Genomic DNA, 23963 nt, shown 5'->3' with positions numbered 1-23963 from the left:
TTCAGTCGGGGGCAACCCCCAGGATAGCGGTCACCTGGCTGGCTAATACGCCGCCGTTGCCATGGCACAGAACCGTTTCCACGCCCGGTACCTGCCGCTGCCCCGCCTCCGAACGCATCTGTCGCACGGCTTCAATGACCGTGAAAACACCATACATCCCTGGATGCACGCAAGACAATCCTCCGCCATTGGTATTGACTGGCAGACTGCCGCCGGGGGCAATGGCGCCGCTGCTCACCAGCGCGCCGCCCTCACCCTTCTTGCAAAACCCCAGATCCTCCAGAAACAGAATCACGTTGATGGTGAATGCATCGTAAAGCTGCAGCATGTCGATGTCCGAAGGCCGCAGGCCAGCCATGGCGTAGGCTTGGCGCCCCGACTCGACCGCCGAGGTCGTGGTCAGGTCGGCCATGGCTGATATTTGCCTGTGAGACTGCGACGCCCCCGCACCCAGCAAGTAAGCGGGTGCCCGAGGCGCTGATCGGGCCCGATCAGCGCGCATCATGACGAAAGCACCGGCCCCATCGGTCAACAGGCAGCAATCCCGAACGGACAGGGGCGTGCTGACCATGCGTGATGCAAGCACATCGTTGAGCGAAAGCGGGTCCTGCATGAACGCATCGGGATTGATCTGTGCCCACTTGCGCGCCGCAACCGCCACGTGAGCAAGGTCTTCACGCGTGGTGCCGAACTCATGCATATGCCGCGCGGCCGCCAGCGCATATGATGAGGGCGGATTATATGGCCGGTAAGGCGCCTCATAGGGTTGAGGCTCGAGCTTCGCCCGGGCCTGAATATGCTCCCGAAAATCGTGTTGGGTGCGTGCGGTGCTTCCGTAACAGACGAGCACAGCATTGCAAAGCCCCGCGTTGAGCGCGAGCGCCGCACTGAGCAAGTAGTTGACGTAGGAGGCCCCGCCCACGTTACTGCTATCCATGAATGCCGGCCGGATGCCCAAGTACTCTGCTACGGCGAGGCCTGGCAGGAAACGGCTGAAGCTTGCCGTCATCAAGCCATCAATCTCATCCATTTCGAGGCCAGCGTCTTCGACCGCCCGGTGCGCGGCCTGCGCAAGAATCTCCAATTCCGTATACCCGGCCGCTTCGCCAAGCCCTGCGGTTCCCACGCCGCATACGGCAACAGAGCCCCTGATTTTGCTAGATGTCATGCGCTGGATGCTCCGGTTCAAACATGATGTATCCCTGTTCATCGCCGGCGGCAAGCCCGCCCGTGACGCGTGAGCCTATGCGGATGTGCGCCATATCATCGACGCATGCACCACCCATGACACGAACGCCTTCATCAAGATCCACCAGTAGGACCACAGGGCCATCGCCATCGCGAGATGCCACCTGGGTCAGAGAGTACACAGTGCCGCCGCCCTTGGGCGCGACCCACTCGAAGGAATCTTTGTGACAGTGAGGGCAATACTGCCGGGGATAAAAAACATGACGGCTACAGGATAGGCAGCGCTGGATTTTCCATTGTCCGGCGCGTATGAACGCAAAATACTGTTGCTCCGCGCCCGCCTCAGGGCTGGACGAGTGTGCACCATTCATCGCGCAGCCTCCTCTGTCATCGACAAGACGCCCATATCGGCCGCCGGATGTATCGGCGCACCGGTCAATGCCTGCAACGCATCGAATGTCAGGGACTCCACCATTTCGCGAACCAACAGCCCCTCATCGGTCACATCGATCACGGCCAGATTGGTGTATATGCGGTCAACAACCTTACGGCCGGTCAAGGGATACGTGCACGCACCGACAATCTTGGGCTCACCCGCCTTGCTGACATGATCCATCATGACGAAAAGGCGCCGCGCGCCAGTCACAAGATCCATTGCACCGCCCACAGCAGGCATCTCTTCACCACCCGTCCACCAATTTGCCAGATCGCCGCACTGCGACACCTGGTACGCGCCGAGCAGACACAAGTCGAGATGCCCGCCACGCATCATGGTGAACGAAACCACATGATCAAAAAATGCACCGCCGTTCAACAGGCTGATCGGACGCTTGCCCGCATTGATCAAATCCCAGTCGGCCTCAGCGGACGGCACGGTTTCCCCCATGCCAAGAATGCCGTTCTCGCTATGCAGAATGACATCCTTGTCGTGCGGAATGTAGTTGGCCACGCGTTCCGGTGCGCCAATCCCAAGATTGACGTACCAGCCGTCCTGAATATCGCGGGCTACACGGGCCGCAATCTGGTCCCGGCCCAGGCCTGCGATTGGCACGGAAGACATAATAGGTGTGGACGACATTATCAGCCCCTTGCTTCAGGAATTAGTCTCACCACGCGCTGTACAAAAATACCGGGTGTCGCAACGTGCTCTGGGTTCAATTCTCCCAGCTCGACGATTTCACTCACCTGCGCAATCGTCGTTGTCGCAGCCATGGCCATCACGGGATTAAAGTTTCTTGCGGCCTTGCGGTACGTGACATTGCCCCACCGATCAGCCATGTCGCCCTTGATCAGTGCGAAGTCCCCGTGCAGGGGGTACTCCAGCACATGCTCACACCCATCGATCTCACGGGTTTCCTTGCCTTCGGCCATCACGGTTCCAGCACCGACCTTCGTGTAGAACCCGCCTATCCCCGCGCCAGCGGCGCGCAGGCGCTCTACGATGGTGCCTTGCGGCACAACCTCGAGCTGCACCTTTCCCGCCCGATACCACGACTGAAAGATATTCGGATCACTTCTAGGATCGGCGGCGCGGGGGAAGGAGCAAATCATTTTCCTGACCCGGCCCGCAGCCACCAGCGCCGTGAGGCCATCGGTGCCCGTACCCGAATTGTTGTTCACAATGGTGAGGTCGCTGGCACCCTGGTCAATCAGCGCATGCACAAGCTCGTACGGAAGGCCCGCACCGCCAAAGCCGCCAACCAGAATCGTGGCACCATCAAAGATCCCGTCCAGCGCTTCCCGAACCGACTGGCGTACTTTGTTTAGCATGACTGCCCCTTATTGCGGCACGACACCTATCTGCTTCATGAATGCCGGCCAGCGCACGGCCTCGCTCTCGATGAACTCGCCATATTCCTTGGGTGTGCTCCCCTGGATGTCCATCCCGGTGCCGCTCAGAGAACTGCGGAACTGCGGCTCGTTGATGACGACATTCACCGCTTTAGACAGACGTTCAACAATGGCGTCGGACGTGCCGCCGCGCACTGACAGGCCCCACCACACGCCAACGTCCACAGTTGGGAAACCTTCCTCAGCCATGGTGGGCACATTCTCTAGCCCATCGATCGACGAACGCTGCTTGCCGGTTACGGCCAACACCCGCAGTTTGCCTGCCTTTACCTGTGGAGCAACTGTCGATCCGCCATCAAAAATCATCGTGACGACACCGCCCATGACATCAGTAAGCGCAGGCACACTCCCCTTATAAGGAACGTGCAGCATATTAATGCCGGCAGCTTGGGAAAACAGCTCGCCCGCCAAATGCAGACTACCGCCCAGCCCCAGCGACGCGTAAGACAGCGTACCTGGCTGCGCTTTGGCCTCCTTCACCAGATCCGCCACGCTTTTAATGGGCAAATCCGACTTCACGGCCAGATACAACGCTGACGAAAACAGCTTGCTGACAGGGGCGAAGTCTTTGATCGGATCGTAGGAAAGCTGGCTATGCGAACCCAGATTGGTCGCCAAACTCGTCATCGACGACAAAAACAGGGTATAGCCATCCGCAGGGGCCCGGAGAACCTGTTCCGCGCCGATGACCTGGCTCGCGCCGGGTTTGTTTTCCACGATGACTGGCTGCCCCAACTGTTCAGCCAGGCCCCGCCCCAGCGCGCGGGAGAAAGTGTCTCCCAAGCCGCCAGGAGGATACGGCACGACGAAACGAATGGGCTTATTGGGATAGTCGGCGGTATTCGCTATTGCGTATGAAGCGAACGACAGCGACAGGGTACAGCCGAGAAGGGCCGAAAATAAAACACGCATAGAAAAGCGTCTCCATGTAATAAGTATGCTGCATCGCCTAATCTATACTTACTGGCCGCACGATCAATCTATGTTTCGATATTCGATACATAAATCGAAATAATGGCATGAAGATAAAACGCGTTGCGGCCTTTCAAGACAGAGGGATGCGGCTATGGCAAGGTACGGTCGGGCGGTGCCACCCATACGCAGCGGGCCAGGCCAAGGAGACTTGAAAGCAGGCTTTTTAGTGCGACATATGAAGTGCGCGGCGGGCGAGGATCGAACTCACAACCCCAGGCTTAGAAGGCCTGTGCTCTATCCAATTGAGCTACCGCCGCATAGGCCCGCCAATCGGCGAGGCGGCCCATTATATCCCGCACGACCAATGAGGGAAAAAGGTTTCTTTACATCCGGTTGCCCTGGTTTCATCGTGCGGTGTTACATTGCCTTGGGTCTTTCCATTCAGATTTCCCATGGCTTTTTCAACATATTCTTCGGTTCGCCTGCTGGGCGTTGCGGTGCTGGCGGGCAGTGCGCTCGCCAGTTCCGCCGCGCTTGCGGGCATCACGTATAAACTTGCCCAAACGCAGGCGGCGCCCGGCGACACGATCAACATTACCGGCATTCTCTTCAACGACACCACCTCCGCACTAGACTGGACGGCGCCGCGCAAGCTGGTCATTCAGTGGCGCGGGCCAGATGGCCAGGCCACGCGCAGCATTGCCTACCTTACCGAGGGCCAGGGCGCATACAGCGTGCCAGTCAATAATTTCGTCCAGATTTCCTGGAAGGCAATCGTGCCCAGCAACGTGCGCGGCCTGCAGGCCGTGAACGTGGAAGGCGACGCAACGCTGCTGGCTTTTGACGCACGCCTGCCCGGCGATACAGCAATTGCCGCCGCACCCGCCATGGGCCCGGTGGTGGATGCCGGCAAGTCGGGCACACCCGGCGTACAAGACCCTGCCCTGCCCAGCCGTGTGGTGCTTGAGGCGGGTGCGTCACCCGTTGTGGGGCCCGCCCCCACCTCGGTATCGTCGCAAACCAATACGCTGGCTTCGGGCTTCGAAAATTTCCGCAACGCGCTGCAACCCTACGAACCGGTGTACTTCGCCGTGGGCGACAACAATGGGCGCTACGCGCGCTACCAGATCAGCCTGAAATACCGCCTGTTCCGTCCGAAAGATCCCGCCCGGCCCGATTTCGTAGACCACTTCTACGTCGGTTATACGCAAACAGCGCTATGGGATTTATCCTCCGATTCATCACCTTTCGTCGATACCTCCTTCAAGCCCAGCGTGTTCTGGCGCAAGGATGCCTTGTGGCGCGATGCGCGCGAGCCTTGGTTCGTGGGCCTGCAGGCCGGCGTGGAGCATGAATCCAACGGGAAAAGCGACGACGAATCGCGTTCCCTCAATTTCTATTACGTGCAGCCCGAATTCAACTATCGCTTCGGCGGCGGCAGCACGCTCACTTTTGCACCCCGTTTCAAGAATTACTTCGCCGTCAAAGAAAACAGCGACTACGCCGACCACTTCGGTTACGTCGACTGGAAGCTGCGCTGGGCACAGGACAACGGCCTGGTACTCAGTGGCCTGTACAGGCGCGGCACCGAAAGCCGCTACTTTACGCAACTCGAGGCGGCATGGCCGCTGCAGCGCACCTTCCTGAACATGAATGGGTATCTGTACGCGCAATACACCAAAGGGTATGGCGCCACTCTGCTGGACTACAACCAGAAATCAGGGTCGCAGGTACGGGTGGGGCTGGCGCTGATCCCGTGAGGCATCGGGTACGGCGGGCCACACGACGGCCGTTCATCAACGGCGCATCACCACTCCTCTTGATTGCACACTGCGGCACCGGCAGCCGCGACCAAGCTCCTGCGCGTGAACCTCGCGCAGGACTGCCACGCCTAGGCAGCCGCGCCTTCGCTGCGAGCCTCGCATGCCTGCACCAGGAATTGCCGGAAGGCATCCGCCAACCCGGCCGGTTCGCGCCGCGCGGGCCACAACAGGCCCACATCCATGGGCGCTATCGGATCGGCGATGGGTATCGCGACAATCTTTTTTCCTTCCAGTGACCATGGCCTGTACACCAGGTCGGAAAGAATGGACACGCCAAACCCGTATGCCACCAGCCCGCGCACCGCTTCCAGCGAGCTGGTGCGCATGGCGATCGTGAGCGGCGCGGCCTTGCGCCAATGCCGCATGGCCGCCGTGTCGGCATCGTCCACCGTGAGCAGGATATAAGGATGGCGTGCGATATCAGCAAGCGTCACCACAGATTCACCCGCCAGGGGATGCTCCGCCCCTACCCATACGCGCCGCCGTGAACTAATCAACAACCGCCGCCCATGGCGCGACGCAACATTGATGTTCGACAACAGCCCGACGCCAAGATCGATGGTGCCGCTGTCCAGCGCAACCTCAAGTTCGCGCCTGTCCATGTCGACCAGATCAATCTCCACCTGCGGATAGCTTCGCTTGAACCGGCTGAGCAAGTCGGGTAGAAAATAACCTAGTACGGTATACGTCGCCGCAACGCGTATCGTTCCCTGCGCACTTTGCGGCACAAGGCTGGCGTGCCGCATGGCATCGTTAACGGAGTCCATGACATGCCGCGCATGGTGGAAGAACACCTGCCCCTCTGGTGTAAGGGCCACGCCATGCGGCAGGCGATCGAACAACTTGACCTTTAGCTGATGCTCAAGGTTTTGCACTGCGCTCGTAACTGCCGACTGGGAGACATGTTCCTGCACCGCTGCGGCCGAAAACTGCCCTGTTGTCGCCGCCGCAATGAAATACCGGAACTGGCGCAGCGTGACTTCGCTCTTCATCTGTTTTGCTGATATCTGGTAACTGAAAATGTAATTTTACGATACCGGGAAGGCCTCATACACTAGGAATGCAGGGAAGCGGCCACACCCCGGCCGCCATACACATAACACAGGAGACTCCCCCGCAATGAATGCCCCCCTTGATCAGGCGGCGCTTTCGGCGCTTGCCACTGTCAGTCTGGACGATAAATACACACTGGAAAAGGGCCGCGCCTACATGAGCGGCACGCAGGCGCTGGTGCGCCTGCCCATGCTGCAAAAGGCGCAAGACCGCGCCGCGGGCTTGAACACCGCCGGCTTCATTTCCGGCTACCGCGGTTCGCCGCTGGGCGCAATCGACCAAGCCATCTGGAAGGCAAAGCCACATCTGGCCGCGCACGACATCGTCTTCCAGCCGGGCCTGAATGAAGACCTCGCGGCCACTTCGGTCTGGGGCACCCAGCAGATTGCGCTCACCCCGCACGCAAACCGCGACGGCGTGTTCGCCATGTGGTACGGCAAAGGGCCGGGCGTAGACCGCTCCATGGACGTGTTCAAGCACGCAAATTCCGCCGGCACCTCGCCGCATGGCGGCGTGCTGGTGCTGGCGGGCGACGACCACGGTGCCAAGTCCTCTACCGTGGCACACCAGTCCGAGCACGACCTGATCTCCGCCGGCATCCCCGTGCTCTACCCTGCCAATGTCCAGGAATACCTGGACTACGGCCTGCACGGATGGGCCATGAGTCGCTACGCCGGCCTATGGGTGGCCATGAAGTGCGTAACCGAGGTGGTCGAGTCCACGGCCTCGGTGGACATCGACCCTGATCGCGTCCGCATCATTTTGCCCGACAACTTCATCCTGCCGGCCGGCGGGCTCGGCATACGCTGGCCCGACCCCCCGCTGGACCAAGAGGCGCGGCTATTCAACTACAAGTGGTATGCGGCGCTGGCCTATGTGCGCGCCAATCGCCTGAACCGCATTGTCATCGATTCACCCCAGCCACGCTTTGGCATTATGGCGGCCGGCAAGGCGTACCTGGATACGCGCCAGGCACTGGTCGAGCTGGGGCTGGACGACGAGGCTTGTGCGCAATTGGGCATACGTCTGATGAAAATCGGTTGTGTCTGGCCGCTGAATGCGCAAGACGCACGCGAGTTCGCCACTGGTCTCGAAGAGATCCTGGTGGTGGAAGAAAAGCGCCAAATTCTCGAGTACACACTCAAGGAAGAACTCTACAACTGGCGTGAGGACGTACGCCCGCGCGTCTTCGGCAAGTTCGACGAAAAAGACAATGCGGGCGGCGAGTGGTCTGTGCCGCGCGGCCCCTGGCTGCTGCCGGCGCAGGGCGAGCTGTCGCCTGCCCTGATTGCGCGCGCCCTGGCCCGCCGCCTCGACAAATCCAACATGCCCGAAGGGCTGCGCGCGCGCATCGCCGCGCGCATGGCCATCCTCGATGCCAAAGAGCGCGACCAGGCCGGCACCGCCGGCGGGCCAGAGCGCAAGCCATGGTTCTGTTCGGGCTGCCCACACAACACGTCAACGCGCGTGCCCGAAGGCTCGCGTGCGCTGGCAGGTATCGGCTGCCACTACATGGCGATCTGGATGGACCGCGACACGGCCACCTTCAGTCATATGGGCGGCGAAGGCGCGGCCTGGATAGGCCAGCATCATTTCACCAACGAAAAACATATCTTCGCCAATCTGGGCGATGGCACGTATTTCCACTCCGGCATCCTTGCGATACGGGCCGCCATCGCCTCAGGCGCCAATATCACCTACAAAATCCTCTACAACGACGCCGTTGCCATGACGGGCGGGCAGCCCGTGGATGGCGTACTCAAAGTCACCGATGTGATCGCGCAAGTGCATGCAGAGGGCGCGCGCAAGATCGTCGTGGTGACGGACGAGCCCGAAAAATACAAGGGTGTCGCTCTGGCGGGCGGCGCCGCTGTCCATCACCGAGACGAACTGGACGACGTGCAGCGCATGCTGCGCGAGATCCAGGGCACCACGGTGCTGGTGTACGACCAAACCTGCGCCACCGAAAAGCGCCGCCGCCGCAAGCGCGGCACCTATCCCGATCCCGCCCGGCGCGTCTTCATCAACGAAGCTGTCTGCGAGGGCTGTGGCGACTGCTCCACCAAGTCCAACTGCCTGTCAGTCGAGCCCGTGGACACACCGCGCGGCACCAAGCGGCGCATCAACCAATCGTCGTGCAATAAAGATTTCTCCTGTATCAATGGCTTCTGCCCCAGCTTTGTCACGGCCGAAGGCGCCCAGATGAAAAAACCGCGGCCTGCGGGGGCTGTCACATCCGGTGCGGGTGCGGCTGGCGGGCATCCCGGTTCCGTCACTGCCCCCAGCGCCACAGCCACAGTGCCTACCTCGCCCGCTGCGCCGCCGCACGTCCCCGCCCCAGACGTCCCCGCGCTGGCCGCACCCTACGGCATTCTGGTCACCGGCATCGGCGGCACCGGCGTGGTCACCATCGGCAGCCTGCTGGGTATGGCGGCCCACATCGAGCAGCGCGGGGTCAGCGTACTCGACATGGCCGGCCTGGCGCAGAAAGGCGGCGCCGTGCTCAGCCACGTTCAGCTTGCACCGCGGGCCGACGACCTTCACGCCACCCGCATCGCCACCGGCGAAGCGCGGCTGATTATCGGCTGTGACACCATCGTGACGGCCATGCCCGATGTGCTGGGCAAAGCGCTCAAAGGGCGCACCAAGGCGGTGGTCAACAGCGCCCCGGTGCCCACCGCCGAAATCATCCACAACCCAAAATGGCGCTTCCCGGGCGATGCGGCCAGCGCGCGCTTGAACGAAGCGATGGGCGATGGCTGCGAATACATAGACGCCATCGCACTGGCGCTTGCCCTGCTGGGCGACGCCATCTACGCCAACCCGCTGCTGCTGGGCTATGCCTGGCAAAAGAGCTGGGTCCCGCTCTCGCAAGAAAGCCTGCTGCAGGCCATGAAGCTTAATGGCGTGGCCGTGGACAAGAACGCCACCGCCTTTGAATGGGGCCGTGCCGCTGCGCACCTGGGCGTTGCGGCTATCGCGCCTCAATTGGCGCAGGCCGAGCCACGGGCGGCGCTAGCCAAGGTGGAAACTCTTGCCACCGCACGCGTCATCGCCATGCCCGAAAGCCTGGACGCACTGGTCGCCCGCAATACCCAATGGCTCGAAAACTATCAGAACAGCCGCTACGCGGCGCGCTACCAAAGCGCGGTCGCACGCATACGCGAATGCGAATCCCGGCTGGCCAACGGGCACGCCGGCCGCGTGACGCGCGCGGTGGCCACGCACCTGGCCAAGCTCATGGCCTACAAAGACGAATACGAAGTCGCGCGCCTGTACACCGACCCTGCCTTCCTGGCCCAGTTGCGCGAACAATTCGAAGGCGAACCCGGGCGCGACTACACCCTGCGCTTCCACCTCGCTCCGCCCCTGCTCGCGCGTCGCAACACGCGCGGCGAGCTGGTCAAACGCAGCTATGGACCGTGGATGATGCGCGCCTTCGGCGTATTGGCCCGCATGAAAGGCCTTCGCGGCACCGCCCTCGACATATTCGGCCATACGGCGGAACGCCGCATGGAACGGCAATTGGTGCAAGACTACTTAAACTTGGTCGAAGAGCTTGCAGCCAGCCTCAACGAGCGCAACATGGATGCCGCACTGGCGCTGGCCAACCTGCCCGACGACATCCGCGGCTACGGCCACGTCAAAGACAGGAGCATCGCGACCGCCCAGGCCCGCCGCGCCGAACTGCTGGAGGACTACCGCCATGGCCGCCAACCCAAAGGCGCCGTAGCCTGACAAAGCCCAAACGTCACCCCAGACGGGCCTCCACCAGCCCATCCGTCCCGTCGCTGTCGCCGCGCACGGGACGGACCCGCTGATTCCTGTGGGGCTGCCCGCCGACGGGGCACTGGCCTGGCGGCATGAGGTACCCTGCGGGGCCAACGCCTGGCAAGCATTTTGCGGCTTGCCGAACGTGCCCTGGCCCGTGCGCGGCCCAGCCCCCCTAAATCGCCAGAAACTTCCGATGCACCGCGTCGTCTGCCGCCAGATCATCCATCGCGCCCTCGTAGCGGATCACCCCCCTTTCCAGCACATAAGCGCGATCCGCCACCAGACGAGCGAAATGAATATTCTGCTCAGACAGCAGCACACTTGCGCCACGCCGCTTGAGCGCCAGAATCATGGCCGCAAGCTGCTCCACCACCACCGGTGCCACACCTTCCGAAGGCTCGTCCAGCAGCAGCAGATAAGGGTTGCCCATCAAAGCCCTCGCTACAGCCAGCATCTGCTGCTCGCCCCCGCTCATCGCGCCGGCGGGCCGGTTACGCAAGCTCGCCAGATGCGGGAAAGCGTCGAAGATCGCGTCCACCGTCCAGTTCAGGGCCCCATCCGCATCCGCGCGCGCATGCAACACTGAGCCCGTACGAGAGGACATGGCATCACCCGCATCCGCGCCCCCGCTCGTAGCATCCCCTCCCGCATACCGCACAGGCCAGGAGCGCGCAGGGCGCCGGCCGGCGAGCAGGTTTTCGGTGACCGTCAGGTCGGTAAAAATACGCCGGTCTTCCGGCACATAGCCCATGCCCAGGCGCGCGATCTCATACGGCGCCAACCCCTCCAGGCCGCGGCCCATGAATTCGGCAAAGCCATCGCGGCGCGCCAGCAAGCCCATCAGTGCCTTGAACGTCGTCGACTTGCCCGCACCGTTGCGCCCCATCAGCGCTACTACCTCGCCTCGCCTCGCCTGCAGCGACACATCGCGCAGAATATGCGCATCGCCATACCAGGCGTTCATGCCGCGCACGGTGAGCAAGGGCTGCCGCTGCTGCGGATCGGCGCGCACCGTGTGCAACGCGTCCGGCGGCGCAGGGGTATGCGCCACCGCATCCCTTCCTTCAAAGGTGGCGCCGGTACCAAAGTACACCTCCCGCACCCGCGCATCGTCGCGCACGGCCTGCGGCGCGCCTTCGGCAATCACTTTGCCGCGCGCCAGCACTAGCACACGGCCGGCGTACTCGAACACCACATCCATACTATGCTCGGTAAACAGCACCGCCATACCGCGCTCCATCACCAAGCGCTTGACCAGTGCCATCAACGCATAGCGCTCCGCCGACCCCATGCCGGCAGTCGGCTCATCCATCAACAACAACCGGGGCTCGCCAGCCAGGCTGACCGCCAGCTCCAGCCGCTTCACATCGCCATAGGCCAATTCGCTGCACAGTCGCCCTGCCTGCTCCACCATGCCCACTTCACGCAGCAGCACCAAGGCATCTGCCTCGTACAGTGCGCTGGCCGGCCGCCAGAACACCCTGGTGCGTCGTCGAGCCGCCAGCAGCGCCACCCGCACATTGTCCAGCACCGTCATGGACCCGAACGTGGCCGCCACCTGAAAGCTGCGGCCCACACCCAGGCGGGCGATACGGTGCGACGCCAGCCCGCGCAGGGTCTTGCCATCGAACACCACCGAACCTGATGTGGGTTGCAACTGCCCACCCAGCATATTGAACACCGTCGACTTGCCCGCCCCGTTGGGTCCGATCATGGCCAGCAACTCTCCGGGCGCAAGATCGAAGGAAACATCGTCAACCGCCCGATTGCCGCCGAAATCGCGCACCAGATGACGCACTTGCAGCAAGCTCATCGCGCCACCCCCGCCAGCCCACGTGGAAACACCAGCACGATCAGCAGAATTACCATGCCGAACAAGGCGCGCCAGTATTCTGTGACACCCAGGAATAGATCATGCAAGCCAGTGAAGGCCGCCGCACCCGCCACCGGACCTGCAAGGGTCTGCACGCCCCCCAGCAGCACCATAATCAGGACATCCACAGATTTACCGATCGCCAGCGCTTCGGGCGAGACCCCACCCTTGGCAAATACATACAGCGCGCCCGCAAGGCCGGCGGCCGTACCCGCCGCCACAAACGCCGTCCATTGCACGCGCCGCACGTTGACGCCCGCCGCATCCGCGCGCAGCGCCGAATCACGCGTAGCGCGCAACGCCAGCCCAAAGGGCGAGAACGCCACCCGACGCGCGAAAAGCACCACCGCAATCGTCACGGCCAGCGTGGCATAGTAGAAACGATCACCCGCCAGCCAGTCGGCCGGCCAGATACCGAACAAACCATTGGATCCGCCCGTGACCGCATCCCACTGAAAGGCGATGGACCAGATGATCTGGGCGAACGCCAGCGTCAGCATGGCCAGATAGACGCCACTCAGACGCGCGCCCAGCCAACCGAACAGCATCGCAGCCAGGGCGGCCGCCAGGGGCGCGACCGCCAGTGCCGGCAGCATGCCGAACCCAGCCGACTGGAACAACAAAGCGGCCCCGTAAGCGCCCAGCCCGAAATATGCGGCATGACCGAAAGAAGGCATGCCGCCAAGGCCCATCATGAAATGCAGGCCCACGGCGAAGATAATGGCGATCAGCGCATCATGCGCCAGAATGGCTGCATAGGGAAATGCACCCGCCAGCAGCGGCAAAGCCGCCATGCCCAGGCAAGCCAGCAGCGCCACGGCGCCGCGCGCGACGGGCATCGGCCGCAGCGGCACGGCGTGGCCCGCCCCCTGGCGCACAACGGCCATGGGCCTGCCGAACAAGCCCCACGGACGCCAGATCAGCACCACCGCCATAAAAATGAACTCGATCGCCAGCGTCAGGCGGGGAAAGGCGATGGCAACGCCACCGATGTCCACCGTGCCCAGCGCAATGCACAACGCCTTGAGTTCGGCGATCGCCAGCGCCGCCACAAAAGCGCCCGGCAGCGAACCCATGCCGCCCACCACAACCACCACGAACACATCACCGATGATGCCTAGATCCAGCCCCAGCGTGGCGGGCTGGCGCGGCAGTTGCAGCGCCCCGCCCAACCCCGCCAGGAAAGCGCCGAAGGCGAACACGGCCGTGAACAGCCAGGCTTGGTTGACGCCCAGCGCAGACAGCATTTCCCTGTCCTGTGTGGCGGCACGCACCAACATACCGGCGCGCGTACGCGTCAAGGCTAGCCACAGCATAAGCAGCACCAGCGGGCCCACGGCAATCAGAAACACGTCATAGATCGGGAGGTAGCGGCCGAATATCCGCACCGCCCCGCCCATGCCAGGCGCAAGCGGACCAAGTAGATCGTCAGGCCCCCACAGCCACAGCACAAGGTCGCTGAGCACCAGTACCAGCGCAAAGGTGGCAAGCAATTGAAAGAGCTCAGGCGCCGCATAGATACGCCGCAGCAACAATACCTCGACCACAGCACCCAGCGCCCCGACCAGCAGCGCCGCAACAAGCACGCCGCCCCAAAACCCCGCCGCGCCCGCGCCCCAGGCCTGCACCAGGCTGTATGCCAGATACAGGCCCAACATATACAGCGAGCCGTGCGCAAAATTGACGATGCGGCTCACCCCGAAAATAAGCGAAAGCCCCGCCGCTACCAAAAACAGCGACGACGCCTCGGCCAGCCCGTTCAGAAGCTGGACGATCAGGCCCGTGATACTCATGCCCAACTACTCATCCGTCCGCCTGGCCGCCGCGCGGAGCGCTCGCAGCCTTTAGTCGGCCGACGCTGGCCGCCACGTGCGCACCTGCTCGTCGGTTGGTTGAACCGTGGCGCCGTCCACGTACTTGATATCGGTCATGATGCCCTTGCCGTCCTTGACGGCCAGCGTGCCCACGTACGCGCCCATGGTCGATTGATGATCCAGGCCGCGATAGGTGACTGGGCCGAACGGCGTATCGACCTGCAACCCCTTGAACGCCTGCACCAACGCCTCGCTGTCAGTGGAACCCGCCTTGACGATACCCGCAGCCAGCGACTTGATGGTGCTGTAGCCCACGACGGTGCCCAGACGGGGATAGTCGTTGAAACGCTTCTGGTAGGCAGTCAGGAAGGCTTGATGCTCCGGCGTATCGATGGCATACCACGGATAGCCGGTCACCACCCAGCCCGTGGGCGTTTCAGCGCCCAGTGCGTCCAGGTACTCGGGCTCGCCGGTGAGCATGCTGACCACCGGCAGACCCGCAAAAAGGTTGCGCTGCGTGCCCGCGCGCACGAATTTGGTGAGGTCAGTGGCGAACAGCACATTGAACATAGCCTCGGGGCGCGCATCGGCCAAGGCTTGCACGACGTTGCCTGCGTCGATCTTGCCCAGTGGCGCGGCCTGCTCAACAACAAACTCCACATCTGGCTGCGCCTGGCGCAGCAAAGTCTTGAAGGTAGCCACGGCTGACTGGCCGTATTCGTAATTGGGGTACACCAGCGCCCAGCGCTTTTTGTTCATCTTCACTGCGGCCGGTATCAGCATAGCCACCTGCATATACGTGGAATTGCGCAGGCGGTAGGTATAGTGGTTGCCTTCGGCCCAGACGATTTTGTCGGTCAACGGCTCGCTGGCCAAAAAGAAACGCTTGTTGTGAGCGGCAAAATCGGACACCGCCAAGCCGACGTGTGAGAGAAACGTGCCTGTGAGCACATCGACCTGTTCACGCGCGATCAACTCCTGGGCTGCGCGCACGGCGTCGCCCGGGTTGGCGTTATCGTCCCGAATGACAAGTTCGAGTTTCTTGCCATTGACGCCGCCGGCCTGATTGATCTGCTCGACCGCCAGCGCCATACCCTGTTTGTACGGGCCCAGGAAGGCAGGCTGGGCCTTGTAGCTATTCAATTCGCCGATGCGGATGACGTCCTGCGCACTGGCGCAGAAAGCCGCCGCGGAGCAAGCCGCCGCCGCGGCAATTCGGATGAAAAATGAAGACAAAATCATGGCAGTCTCGCAGCAGTTTTAATTATGCTAACCGTGAGCATAATTAGCCGTCAAGCGCTGGCCTCGCATGACTTTCAGTAAGCAGACGTGCAAACCATATACACTAGTCAGTTCGAAAATCCTGCAATCGCCCCATGCGCGACCTCACCCTTACTTTCATTGTCGTCTGCTTTACCCTGCTTACCGCGAGCCGCCTGCTTCTGGCGCTTTGGCAATGGGAACGCGTCAAACAAGCGGGCGGTTTGCGGCCCATCATGCTGGGCGGCCTGCGCATCGACGCCAACTTGATCGCCACGCTGGCCGGCATACCCCTGATGCTATCCCCCTGGTTGGGCGGTTACCAGCCGGCGATCAATATCGCCGAAGCGTGGTTTATTCTGGCCTGGCTGCTGATCATCGTGCCTGAAGTCTCCACCCCGCAGTTCATCGACGAATACGATACACGGCCCAACCGGCTGTATGTCGAATACCTGAAGCATCCGCGCGAAGTCTTCGGCATGCTCTGGAAGGGCTACAAGGCCGCGTTGCTGGGCGGCATCCTGGGCATTATTGCCCTCACCTGGTTGATCAAATGGCTGCTCGCGCCTACGGCACCCGACGTGCCAATGGTTTGGTGGCAGGGCATCCTGTTCAGTCTGGTGGCCGCGGTTGTGGTGTTCCTGGCGATACGCGGCACGCTCAAGCACCGCCCCATCAATCCCTCGACCGTGGCATATTGCAACGACAGCATGCTCAATACGCTGCCGCTCAATTCGCTGTATAGCGTCGCGTACGCCATCTACAGCATGAAGAACGAGCGCTCGGCCACGCGTGTGTACGGCAGTATGGACGAAACCGAGATTATCAGCATTGTCCGTGCCGGCGCGGGCCTGCCGCAAGGGCCGGCCGACATCCCGACGCTGCATCGCCAGACCGCCTTCCGGCGCACCGAACGCCCCCTCAACCTGGTAATGATCGTCGAAGAAAGCCTGGGCGCCCAATACGTGGCCAACCTCGGCGGCGCCGGCTATACGCCGCGCCTGGACACCTTGGCCGCGCAAAGCTGGAATTTCACGCGCTGCTATGCCACGGGTACGCGGTCGGTGCGCGGCCTGGAAGCCGTCTCGGCCGGTTTCCCGCCCACCATCTCGGATGCCGTGCTGCGGCTCTCGGGGGCCCAGCGCGATTTCTTCACCCTGGCACAGTTGCTCAAGCCGCAGGGCTTCCGTTCGCATTTCATCTATGGCGGCGAAGCCCACTTCGACAACATGAAAAACTTCTTTCTGGGCAATGGCTTCGATATGGTGCACGACCTGCCGTCGTTCCAGAGCCCGAAGTTCGTGGGCACCTGGGGCGCCAGCGATGAAGACATGTTCGACAAGCTGCACCAGTTATTGCTCGACAATGCCAGCCAACCCACCTTCACGCTCGCATTCTCGGTCAGCAACCATTCGCCCTGGGAATACCCCGACGGCCGCATCCAACCCGTGGGCGATCCACGCACCGTTGAAAACACCGTGCGCTATGCCGACTGGGCCATCGGGCAGTTCTTCGAGCAGGCCAAGCAGTCACCCTACTGGGACAACACCGTTTTTCTCATCGTGGCCGATCACGACTCGCGGGTGGGGGGCGCCACACTGGTACCCATGCGCCATTTCCATATCCCGGCAGTCATTCTGGGCGGCAGCATCGAGCCCCGGCGCGACGATCGCCTGATCAGCCAGATCGACCTGCCCGTCACGCTGCTCTCGCTCATGGGCATCGACAGCGAACACCCCATGATCGGCCACGACCTCACCGGCCAGGGTGGCGGCCGCGTAATGATGCAATACCAAGACAACTACGGCTATATGAAGGGCGACCAACTGCTCGTACTGGAACCTAATCGCCCCGCCACCCAGCTGCGCTATACCGCGCCGCAAACCTATGACCCGATGCCTGTCGACGCTGCACTCGCACGCGAAGCCTTGGCGCACGTGCTATGGCCACATTGGGCCTATGGCAAGCAGGCATATACCTTGCCTCACCTGCGTCGATGAACGACGACCCCGAAGGGGCCAGTCGCCCCACACAACACTGCGTCGACCGCACTGCGGCTTGGCTGCAGCCGCACCGCCCCGCCGGCCGCACCCGCGGCTATGGCGCGGCGCACCCCACTGTTTTTTACAACCCTGAAAGGAGAATGGCCTGATGGAAGGCCTGATGGAACTGCTGACTGACCCCGCCGCCTGGATCGGCCTGCTGACGCTGGTCGTGCTGGAGATTGTGCTGGGCATCGATAACCTGATTTTTATTGCCATTCTGGCCGACAAGCTGCCGCCCGCGCAACGCGACCGCGCACGCGTGATTGGGCTGGGGCTGGCCCTGCTGATGCGTCTGGGCCTACTCGCAGCCATCTCGTGGATGTTCCAGTTGACCGCGCCGCTGTTCACTGTGGCCGACGCCTCCTTCTCGGGGCGAGACCTGATCCTGATCCTGGGCGGGTTCTTCCTGGTGTTCAAGGGCACCATGGAAATGCATGAGCGCGTAGAAGGCAAGACACACTCCTCATCCGGCTCGCCCGCCTATGCCAGCTTCTGGGTGGTGGTCACCCAGATCGTCGTGCTTGATGCAGTGTTCTCGCTCGATGCTGTCATCACAGCGGTCGGTATGGTGGACCATATCGCCGTGATGATGACTGCGGTGGTGATTGCCATTGCCCTTATGCTGGTCGCCTCCAAACCGTTGACGGCCTTTGTGGGACGGCACCCCACCGTCGTCATTCTTTGCCTGGGCTTCCTGCTCATGATTGGCTTCGCCTTGGTGGCTGAAGGCTTCGGCTTCAAGGTGCCCAAAGGCTATCTGTACGCGGCCATTGGCTTTGCTGTCACCATCGAGACCCTGAACCAGCTCGCGCGGCGCAACCTGCTCAGCATGGAAAACACTCGCCCAATGCGTGAACGCACCGCCGAAGGCATTCTGCGCATGCTGGGCAAGCGGCCCATGAATACCGAGCAGCCCGAGCCCGCCATGGAGCCCTCCCAAGCTGAAATTCCCTTTGGCGAGGAAGAGCGCAACATGGTCAGCGGCGTGCTGCGTCTGGCCGATCGCAGTGTGCATTCGATCATGACGCCGCGCACCGATATCACCTGGATCAACCTGGACGACTCGCCCGACGATGTCCGCCGGGAAATCGCTGGCTCGCCGCACGGCTTCTTTCCCGTATGCCGCGGCTCGCTGGACGACATCGTCGGCATCGGACGCGCCAAAGACCTGATCGCCGACCTGCTCACAGAAAACCGGCTGCGCGAAGATCACCTGCGCCGCCCCATCATCGTGCATGAAACCATCCCTATCCTCGACCTGATGCAGACGCTGAAGGGCGCACGCGGGCAGTTGGTGATCGTCATCAACGAATTCGGCGCCGTCGAAGGCCTGGTGACCCCTATCGACATCTTCGAGGCCATTGCCGGAGACTTCCCCGACGAAGACGAAACACCCGACATCATCGTGGACGAAGAAAACCGCTGGATCGTTGAAGGCGCCGCCGACATGCACCAATTCGAGCAAACCGTGCAGTTCGAAGGCTTCATGGACGACTCCGACGAATACAGCACTGTGGCCGGCTACCTGCTGAGTCAATTCGGCCGCCTGCCCGACAGCGGCGACCACATTACTGTCTCTACCCCGAGGGGCGAGTTCCGTTTCGAGATCCTCAAACGCGATGGCCGCCGGATCGCCAAGATCCTTGTCGAACTGAGCCCACCCGATGAATACGAGGACGCGGACGGATTGCACGAATAACGGCACATGCGCGCAGGCGACCCTCTGGTCCCAAACCAGACGGGTCGCAAAGCCCCGCTTTATCTACATAGGGGGCGCGCAATTGCCGCATACCGCATGCCACGTGCAGCATACGCATACCGCACTCAGGCTTTCTCGTTCTGTGTTATAGTTCTTCGCTTATTCAGTCGGGGCGTAGCGCAGCCTGGTAGCGCATCTGGTTTGGGACCAGAGGGTCGAAGGTTCGAATCCTTTCGCCCCGACCATTGATTCAAAAACGGCTTTCCGCAGCTTGCGTAAAGCCGTTTTTTATTGACGGAAACGGCTTCTCCCAAAAATCACATCCGGCTGTGTGCACGCAGCACAGACGGCATCAAATCAACCGCATTCTCGCCCATGCCCTCAAACAGGGCGCCTCGGGCTTCCGATGCCATGCAACCCCGTAACATCCCGTTCAGGCTCGATGGCGGCAACGCCTTCGATCACGGCGAGTGTAGCCAGCCTGCCGCTGTCGATGGAGCCCGTGATGACGCCGACGGCGACCAGCTCGTGTTCTATCTCTATGCCCGCGCGGCGGCAGTTTTCCACAACTTGAGGAAAACGCGGACGCCAGGCTTCCTGCACGATGATGTTGATGTGGACGCGAGACATGATGGCGGGTTCGCTCAGGCCTTGTGAGGTGCGGCCACCAGACCGGCGCCGACGTCGCGCGGTGGGAGGTCAAGCTTGGTGGCATTGTTTTTGAGTACATCAACCAGGGCTTTGCCGCGGTTGGCGGCACCGGCCTGGGCATAGAGGGCTGCTACGCCAGCCACGAACGGTGTGGCCATGCTGGTGCCGCTGATGCTGTTATAGCCTTGGGGCCCGGGCCAGGCGGACAACACAGCGACCCCCGGAGCGGCAATGTCCACCTTGCCGCCGTCGGATACCAGCCCGCCATTGGAAAATGGCGCCACACGGCGCAGCTCGTCGATGGCGCCCACCCCAATGATGGAGGGGCAGTTGGCTGGGTGCGCAACCGGCGCGATGTGGTCGGGCCGCTCGCTGTCGTTTCCGGCAGCGGCGATAATCACTGCGCCCGCCGCCATGGCGCGCCGCGCCACTTCTTCGAACACACGCGAATAGGGTTGATCGGGCGTAGTCACGCTACCAAGCGACATCGAGATGACCTGGCAGTTGTTCTCAATGGCCCAGTTGATGCCTTCGAGTACGCCGCCGTCGCCACCGCCACCCTCATTGCCCAGCACCTTGCCGATGTATAGCTGCGCTTCGCCCGCCACGCCATAGCGCGGGCCACTTATGGGCACACGCGGGCCGGCGGCGATGCCCGCGCAGTGTGTACCGTGGCCATTGCCGTCCTGCGCATCTTCACCTTGCACGAACGAACGCGACACAATTTCGCGGCCCGCAAAGTCGGGGTGCGAGAAGTCGAATCCAGTGTCTAGGATGGCAATGCGAATGCCTTTTCCCGTATAGGATGACTGCCCCGCCCCGACAGCCTGGACGCCCCACGTGTCAGCCGCAGTCGTGGACGAGGGCGCGGCTTTTGCAGGCCGGTACCTGGCAGGCAACGCATGCACAAAGCGTTCGGCTTCGATCGCCAGAATGTTGCTGCCTGCCGCGGCCAACCCAGCCAGCGCCGGCTGTCGATCTTGCGCGCACCGTACCAGCACTACACCTATCCGGGAAAAGACAAGGGCACACTCGGGTGGAAGCACGGTTGCGCCTGCCTTGTGCGCCGCTGCCTCGGTAACGCGCACGCCAGTCGTATCAGCGAGCGCCTGGATGCCCTCCTGAGGATGGTCTTGGTGCAAGAGCACGAGATAACGACCGGTCTGGGATATGTTCGGCATAGGCTTCCCATGTGAGATCGTGACAATCGCTTAGCGGATGCCTTACGGCGCCTGGCTCGACCGCCAGTTCACATTCAATTTCCAGCCTAACCTCGACCACTATGCCTCGTCAACGCCAACCTCTCAATCGCGTACCTGCGCGGTGGTGCGAAACACCGCCGACATCTCGTGCGCCGCCTCGCGCATCGGCGCGATGTAGCCGAGCAGTTCGGCCATCGTGCGCTGCGCGGTGGGCGCATGGCAAGCGATTGCCGCCAGCACCTGGTCATTGTCGTCGTACACCGGCACTGCGATGGCCACCATGCCGCGTACGAACTCTTCGTCGTCCACACCGATGCCCTGCCCGCGTATGCGGCGCAGTTCCCGTTCAAGGGCCTGGCGATCGCACAAGGTTTTGGGCGTATAGCGCGGCAGTTCGATGCGGTCAAGGATCTGGCGCCGCTGAAGCTCAGGCGCAAGCGCAAGAAAAAGCTTGCCGCTGGCCGTGCAGTGCAGCGGCACATGCGAGCCAATTTCCATGTGCAGCTGCAGGCGCAGCGGCTCGGCGCTTTCAACCCGGGCCAGGTAGTGCACAGCGTCGCCCATCGGCGCGGTCAGGTTACAGGACTCGCCGATGATCGCCACCAGCCGGCCCAATACATGCCGGCAGGCCCGCAGGAAATGCGGCGCCCGCAGAACGCTGGCGGCAAGGTGGTTGATGCGCGGCCCCGGCGCATAGCCCATATCGCCGGGCATGCGCGCAACGTATGCCGCCTTTTCCAACGAATGCAGCATACGCATCAGCGTGGTCTTGGGCAGCCCGGTGCGCTGAGTCAGTTGGGCCAAAGTCTGCGGATACTGCGTGTTGGCAAGCTGCTCCAGCACCGTCAGCACACGCAGCGGCCGTGCGCCATCATCATCCATGATGGGTATCTCCTGCGCCGTGAGCCGCCATTGAAATGAAAATCATATTTTCCGTTCCACACCTGAACTTTTTAGCGTTAACCCTATAGTTGAAGCATCACAAAACGCACACACTGCCTGCAAAAGAAACCGGCACGGCGCGACAGACAGGCGCCATGCAAAGCGGGGCCCACGCAAGGCGGCCAGCCTGCGCGGCCCATAATATCGGAGTGTGGCGCATCATGGCAGAGACAGTAGACTATATCGTGGTTGGCGCGGGTTCGGCAGGATGTGTGCTGGCCAACCGCCTGAGCGAAAACGGCAAGCATACAGTTTGCCTGCTCGAGGCAGGCCCAGCCGACAAGAACATGTGGATACATATCCCCATCGGCTACGGCAAAACGATGTTCAACGAGAAGTTGAACTGGGGCTTTTACACCGACCCCGATCCCAACATGCTCAACCGCGAGATCTATTGGCCGCGTGGCAAAACCTTGGGCGGCTGCAGCTCCATCAATGGCCTGATCTACGTACGCGGCCAGAAGCAAGACTACGACCGTTGGGCTGAGCTGGGCAACAAAGGCTGGAGCTGGGACGAGTGCCTGCCGTATTTTCGCAAGCTTGAAACCAATGACCTGGGCGCCGGCCCCACCCGCGGCACCGAAGGCCCGCTGCATGCAACCTCAATCAAGACACGCCACGAACTGGTGGACGCCTTCATTGGCTCGGCAGGCAACAACGGCGTGCGCCGCGTGTCCGATTTCAACACGGGCGACCAAGAGGGCGCGGGCTATTACCAGCTCACCACGCACAACGGCAAGCGCTGCTCCACGGCCGTCGCCTATCTGAACCCGGCGCGCAATCGCCCCAACCTGCGCATCGAAACCGAGGCGCAAGCCAGCCACATCCTGATGGAAGGAGGCCGCGCCGTCGGTGTCACCTTCCGCCAGGGTGGCACACTGCGCACCCTGCGCGCCAATCGCGAGGTCATCCTCGCCGCGGGCGCGCTGCAGTCGCCGCAGCTTATGCAGCTGTCGGGCATCGGCCCCGCCAACCTGTTGCGCCAGTTCGGTATCCCTGTCGTGCGCGACTTGGCTGGCGTCGGCGAGAACCTTCAGGATCACCTGCAGCACCGGCTTATCTACGAAGTGACCAAGCCCATCACCAACAACGACCAGTTGCGCACCATGTGGGGCAAGGCGCGCATGGGCCTGCACTGGCTGCTCTTCCGCGGCGGCCCCATGGCCATCGGCATCAACCAGGGCGCCGCATTCTGCCGCGCCCTGCCCGAGTCGGAAACCCCGGATATCCAGTTCCACTTCGGCACGCTGTCGGCCGACCTGGCGGGCGGCAAGGTGCACGACTTCTCGGGCTGCACATATTCCGTGTGCCAGTTGCGCCCCGAATCCCGCGGCTATGTGCGCATCAAGTCGCGTGATCCTTTCGAAGCGCCTTCGATGCAGCCCAATTACCTGTCCACCGAACTGGACCGCCGCACCGCTGTGGCGGGCGTGAAGTTCGCCCGCCGCATCGCCGCCACTGAACCCATGGCCACGTTGATGAAGCGTGAGTTCCGCCCCGGTCATGACGTAAACACCGACGACGAAATCCTGCACTTCTGCCGCGAGTTCGGCGCCACGATTTTCCACCCCACCGGCACCGCCCGCATGGGCAGGGCCAACGACCCCCTGGCCGTGGTGGACGAACGCCTGCGCGTGCATGGCGTGCCGGGGCTGCGCGTGGTCGATGCGTCGGTCATGCCCACGCTGGTGTCGGGCAACACCAACGTGCCCGTGGTCATGGTGGCCGAGCGCGCCAGCGAGTTCATCCTCAACGATGCGCAACAAGACGTCGTGCGCCCGCTTTCCGTGGTACGCACCAAGCAGCCACCCTCGAAGCTGGCCGCCTGACAACGCTGCGCCGCGCGGCCTTTTTGGCGGGCCGCGCCACACGC

At 62.3% G+C, this 23963-nt stretch carries 17 protein-coding genes, 2 tRNA genes and 1 pseudogene; 6 read left to right on the top strand and 14 right to left on the bottom strand.

Annotated elements, in window-relative coordinates; all coding sequences use genetic code 11:
- Window position 1: 1 nt before the first annotated feature.
- The 7 genes and pseudogenes from LOL23_RS13640 to LOL23_RS13610 form a co-directional block, all read right to left on the bottom strand.
- Window positions 2–1168: an acetyl-CoA acetyltransferase gene (locus LOL23_RS13640; RefSeq protein WP_160978909.1), complete on the bottom strand. Its 1167-nt coding sequence runs from the start codon at window positions 1166–1168 to the stop codon at window positions 2–4.
- The gene (locus tag LOL23_RS13635; protein WP_237173775.1) at window positions 1158–1370 is read right to left on the bottom strand and encodes a PhlB family protein; all 213 of its coding nucleotides are present in this window, start codon (window positions 1368–1370) and stop codon (window positions 1158–1160) included. Before LOL23_RS13635 ends, LOL23_RS13640 begins: the two co-directional genes overlap by 11 nt.
- A gap of 72 nt (window positions 1371–1442) precedes the next feature.
- Window positions 1443–1559: pseudogene (locus LOL23_RS13630) on the bottom strand (Zn-ribbon domain-containing OB-fold protein); the annotation flags it as partial.
- Entirely contained in the window at window positions 1556–2266 is a 711-nt protein-coding gene (locus tag LOL23_RS13625; protein WP_237173742.1) for a 3-oxoacid CoA-transferase subunit B, read from the bottom strand. The gene LOL23_RS13625 and the pseudogene LOL23_RS13630, both read right to left, overlap by 4 nt.
- A 2-nt stretch (window positions 2267–2268) precedes the next feature.
- Window positions 2269–2958: a 3-oxoacid CoA-transferase subunit A gene (locus tag LOL23_RS13620; protein WP_237173741.1), complete on the bottom strand. Its 690-nt coding sequence runs from the start codon at window positions 2956–2958 to the stop codon at window positions 2269–2271.
- Between the two features lie 9 nt (window positions 2959–2967).
- Window positions 2968–3951: a Bug family tripartite tricarboxylate transporter substrate binding protein gene (locus LOL23_RS13615; protein ID WP_160978903.1), complete on the bottom strand. Its 984-nt coding sequence runs from the start codon at window positions 3949–3951 to the stop codon at window positions 2968–2970.
- A 246-nt stretch (window positions 3952–4197) separates the two neighbouring features.
- Window positions 4198–4271: transfer RNA gene (locus LOL23_RS13610), tRNA-Arg, on the bottom strand.
- Window positions 4272–4406: 135 nt separating this feature from the next.
- On the opposite strand from LOL23_RS13610, the gene LOL23_RS13605 reads away from it, so the two are divergent.
- On the top strand, window positions 4407–5714 hold the full coding sequence (locus LOL23_RS13605) for a phospholipase A (RefSeq protein WP_160978901.1): 1308 nt from the start codon (window positions 4407–4409) through the stop codon (window positions 5712–5714).
- 131 nt (window positions 5715–5845) lie between these two features.
- Here the strand turns inward: LOL23_RS13605 and LOL23_RS13600 are convergent, their stop codons facing one another.
- A complete protein-coding gene (locus LOL23_RS13600) occupies window positions 5846–6769 on the bottom strand; it encodes a LysR family transcriptional regulator (protein WP_160978899.1) in 924 nt (307 codons plus the stop codon).
- A gap of 127 nt (window positions 6770–6896) precedes the next feature.
- Here LOL23_RS13600 and LOL23_RS13595 point away from each other — a divergent pair, with 127 nt between their 5' ends.
- Window positions 6897–10568, top strand: a complete 3672-nt coding sequence (locus LOL23_RS13595) for an indolepyruvate ferredoxin oxidoreductase family protein (RefSeq protein ID WP_160978897.1) — start codon at window positions 6897–6899, stop codon at window positions 10566–10568.
- Between the two features lie 208 nt (window positions 10569–10776).
- Here the strand turns inward: LOL23_RS13595 and LOL23_RS13590 are convergent, their stop codons facing one another.
- From LOL23_RS13590 to LOL23_RS13580, 3 genes are read right to left on the bottom strand one after another with little or no spacing between them, the layout of a single operon-like run.
- Window positions 10777–12417 (bottom strand): ATP-binding cassette domain-containing protein, encoded by a 1641-nt coding sequence (locus LOL23_RS13590; protein ID WP_160978895.1) that lies wholly within the window; start codon window positions 12415–12417, stop codon window positions 10777–10779.
- Window positions 12414–14270: an ABC transporter permease gene (locus LOL23_RS13585; RefSeq protein ID WP_160978893.1), complete on the bottom strand. Its 1857-nt coding sequence runs from the start codon at window positions 14268–14270 to the stop codon at window positions 12414–12416. The genes LOL23_RS13590 and LOL23_RS13585 overlap by 4 nt, the downstream gene beginning before the upstream one ends.
- 51 nt (window positions 14271–14321) lie before the next feature.
- Window positions 14322–15533, bottom strand: a complete 1212-nt coding sequence (locus LOL23_RS13580; RefSeq protein ID WP_160978891.1) for an ABC transporter substrate-binding protein — start codon at window positions 15531–15533, stop codon at window positions 14322–14324.
- Window positions 15534–15667: 134 nt separating this feature from the next.
- Between LOL23_RS13580 and LOL23_RS13575 the strand changes: the two genes are divergently transcribed.
- The 3 genes from LOL23_RS13575 (at window position 15668) to LOL23_RS13565 (ending at window position 19540) form a co-directional block, all read left to right on the top strand.
- Window positions 15668–17551, top strand: a complete 1884-nt coding sequence (locus LOL23_RS13575) for an LTA synthase family protein (RefSeq protein ID WP_160978889.1) — start codon at window positions 15668–15670, stop codon at window positions 17549–17551.
- Between the two features lie 163 nt (window positions 17552–17714).
- Window positions 17715–19295 (top strand): TerC family protein, encoded by a 1581-nt coding sequence (locus tag LOL23_RS13570; RefSeq protein WP_160978887.1) that lies wholly within the window; start codon window positions 17715–17717, stop codon window positions 19293–19295.
- 168 nt (window positions 19296–19463) lie between these two features.
- Window positions 19464–19540 (top strand) — tRNA-Pro (locus LOL23_RS13565).
- A 136-nt stretch (window positions 19541–19676) separates the two neighbouring features.
- On the opposite strand, the gene LOL23_RS13560 is transcribed toward LOL23_RS13565, so the two are convergent.
- From LOL23_RS13560 to LOL23_RS13550, 3 genes are all read right to left on the bottom strand, one after another.
- The gene (locus tag LOL23_RS13560; protein WP_160978885.1) at window positions 19677–19925 is read right to left on the bottom strand and encodes a hypothetical protein; all 249 of its coding nucleotides are present in this window, start codon (window positions 19923–19925) and stop codon (window positions 19677–19679) included.
- A gap of 14 nt (window positions 19926–19939) precedes the next feature.
- Complete coding sequence (locus LOL23_RS13555; protein ID WP_160978884.1) at window positions 19940–21127, bottom strand: S8 family serine peptidase; 1188 nt, start codon at window positions 21125–21127, stop codon at window positions 19940–19942.
- A gap of 123 nt (window positions 21128–21250) precedes the next feature.
- Complete coding sequence (locus LOL23_RS13550; RefSeq protein WP_202411688.1) at window positions 21251–22030, bottom strand: IclR family transcriptional regulator; 780 nt, start codon at window positions 22028–22030, stop codon at window positions 21251–21253.
- A gap of 221 nt (window positions 22031–22251) precedes the next feature.
- On the opposite strand from LOL23_RS13550, the gene LOL23_RS13545 reads away from it, so the two are divergent.
- Window positions 22252–23919: a GMC family oxidoreductase gene (locus LOL23_RS13545; RefSeq protein ID WP_160978882.1), complete on the top strand. Its 1668-nt coding sequence runs from the start codon at window positions 22252–22254 to the stop codon at window positions 23917–23919.
- Window positions 23920–23963: the final 44 nt, after the last annotated feature.

Origin of the sequence: Paracandidimonas lactea, assembly GCF_021653995.1 — a bacterium.
GTDB classification, from domain to species: Bacteria; Pseudomonadota; Gammaproteobacteria; order Burkholderiales; family Burkholderiaceae_B; genus Allopusillimonas; species Allopusillimonas lactea.
The sequence above is the reverse complement of the archived record's forward strand: the minus strand, read 5'-3'. Positions and strand labels throughout refer to the sequence as shown.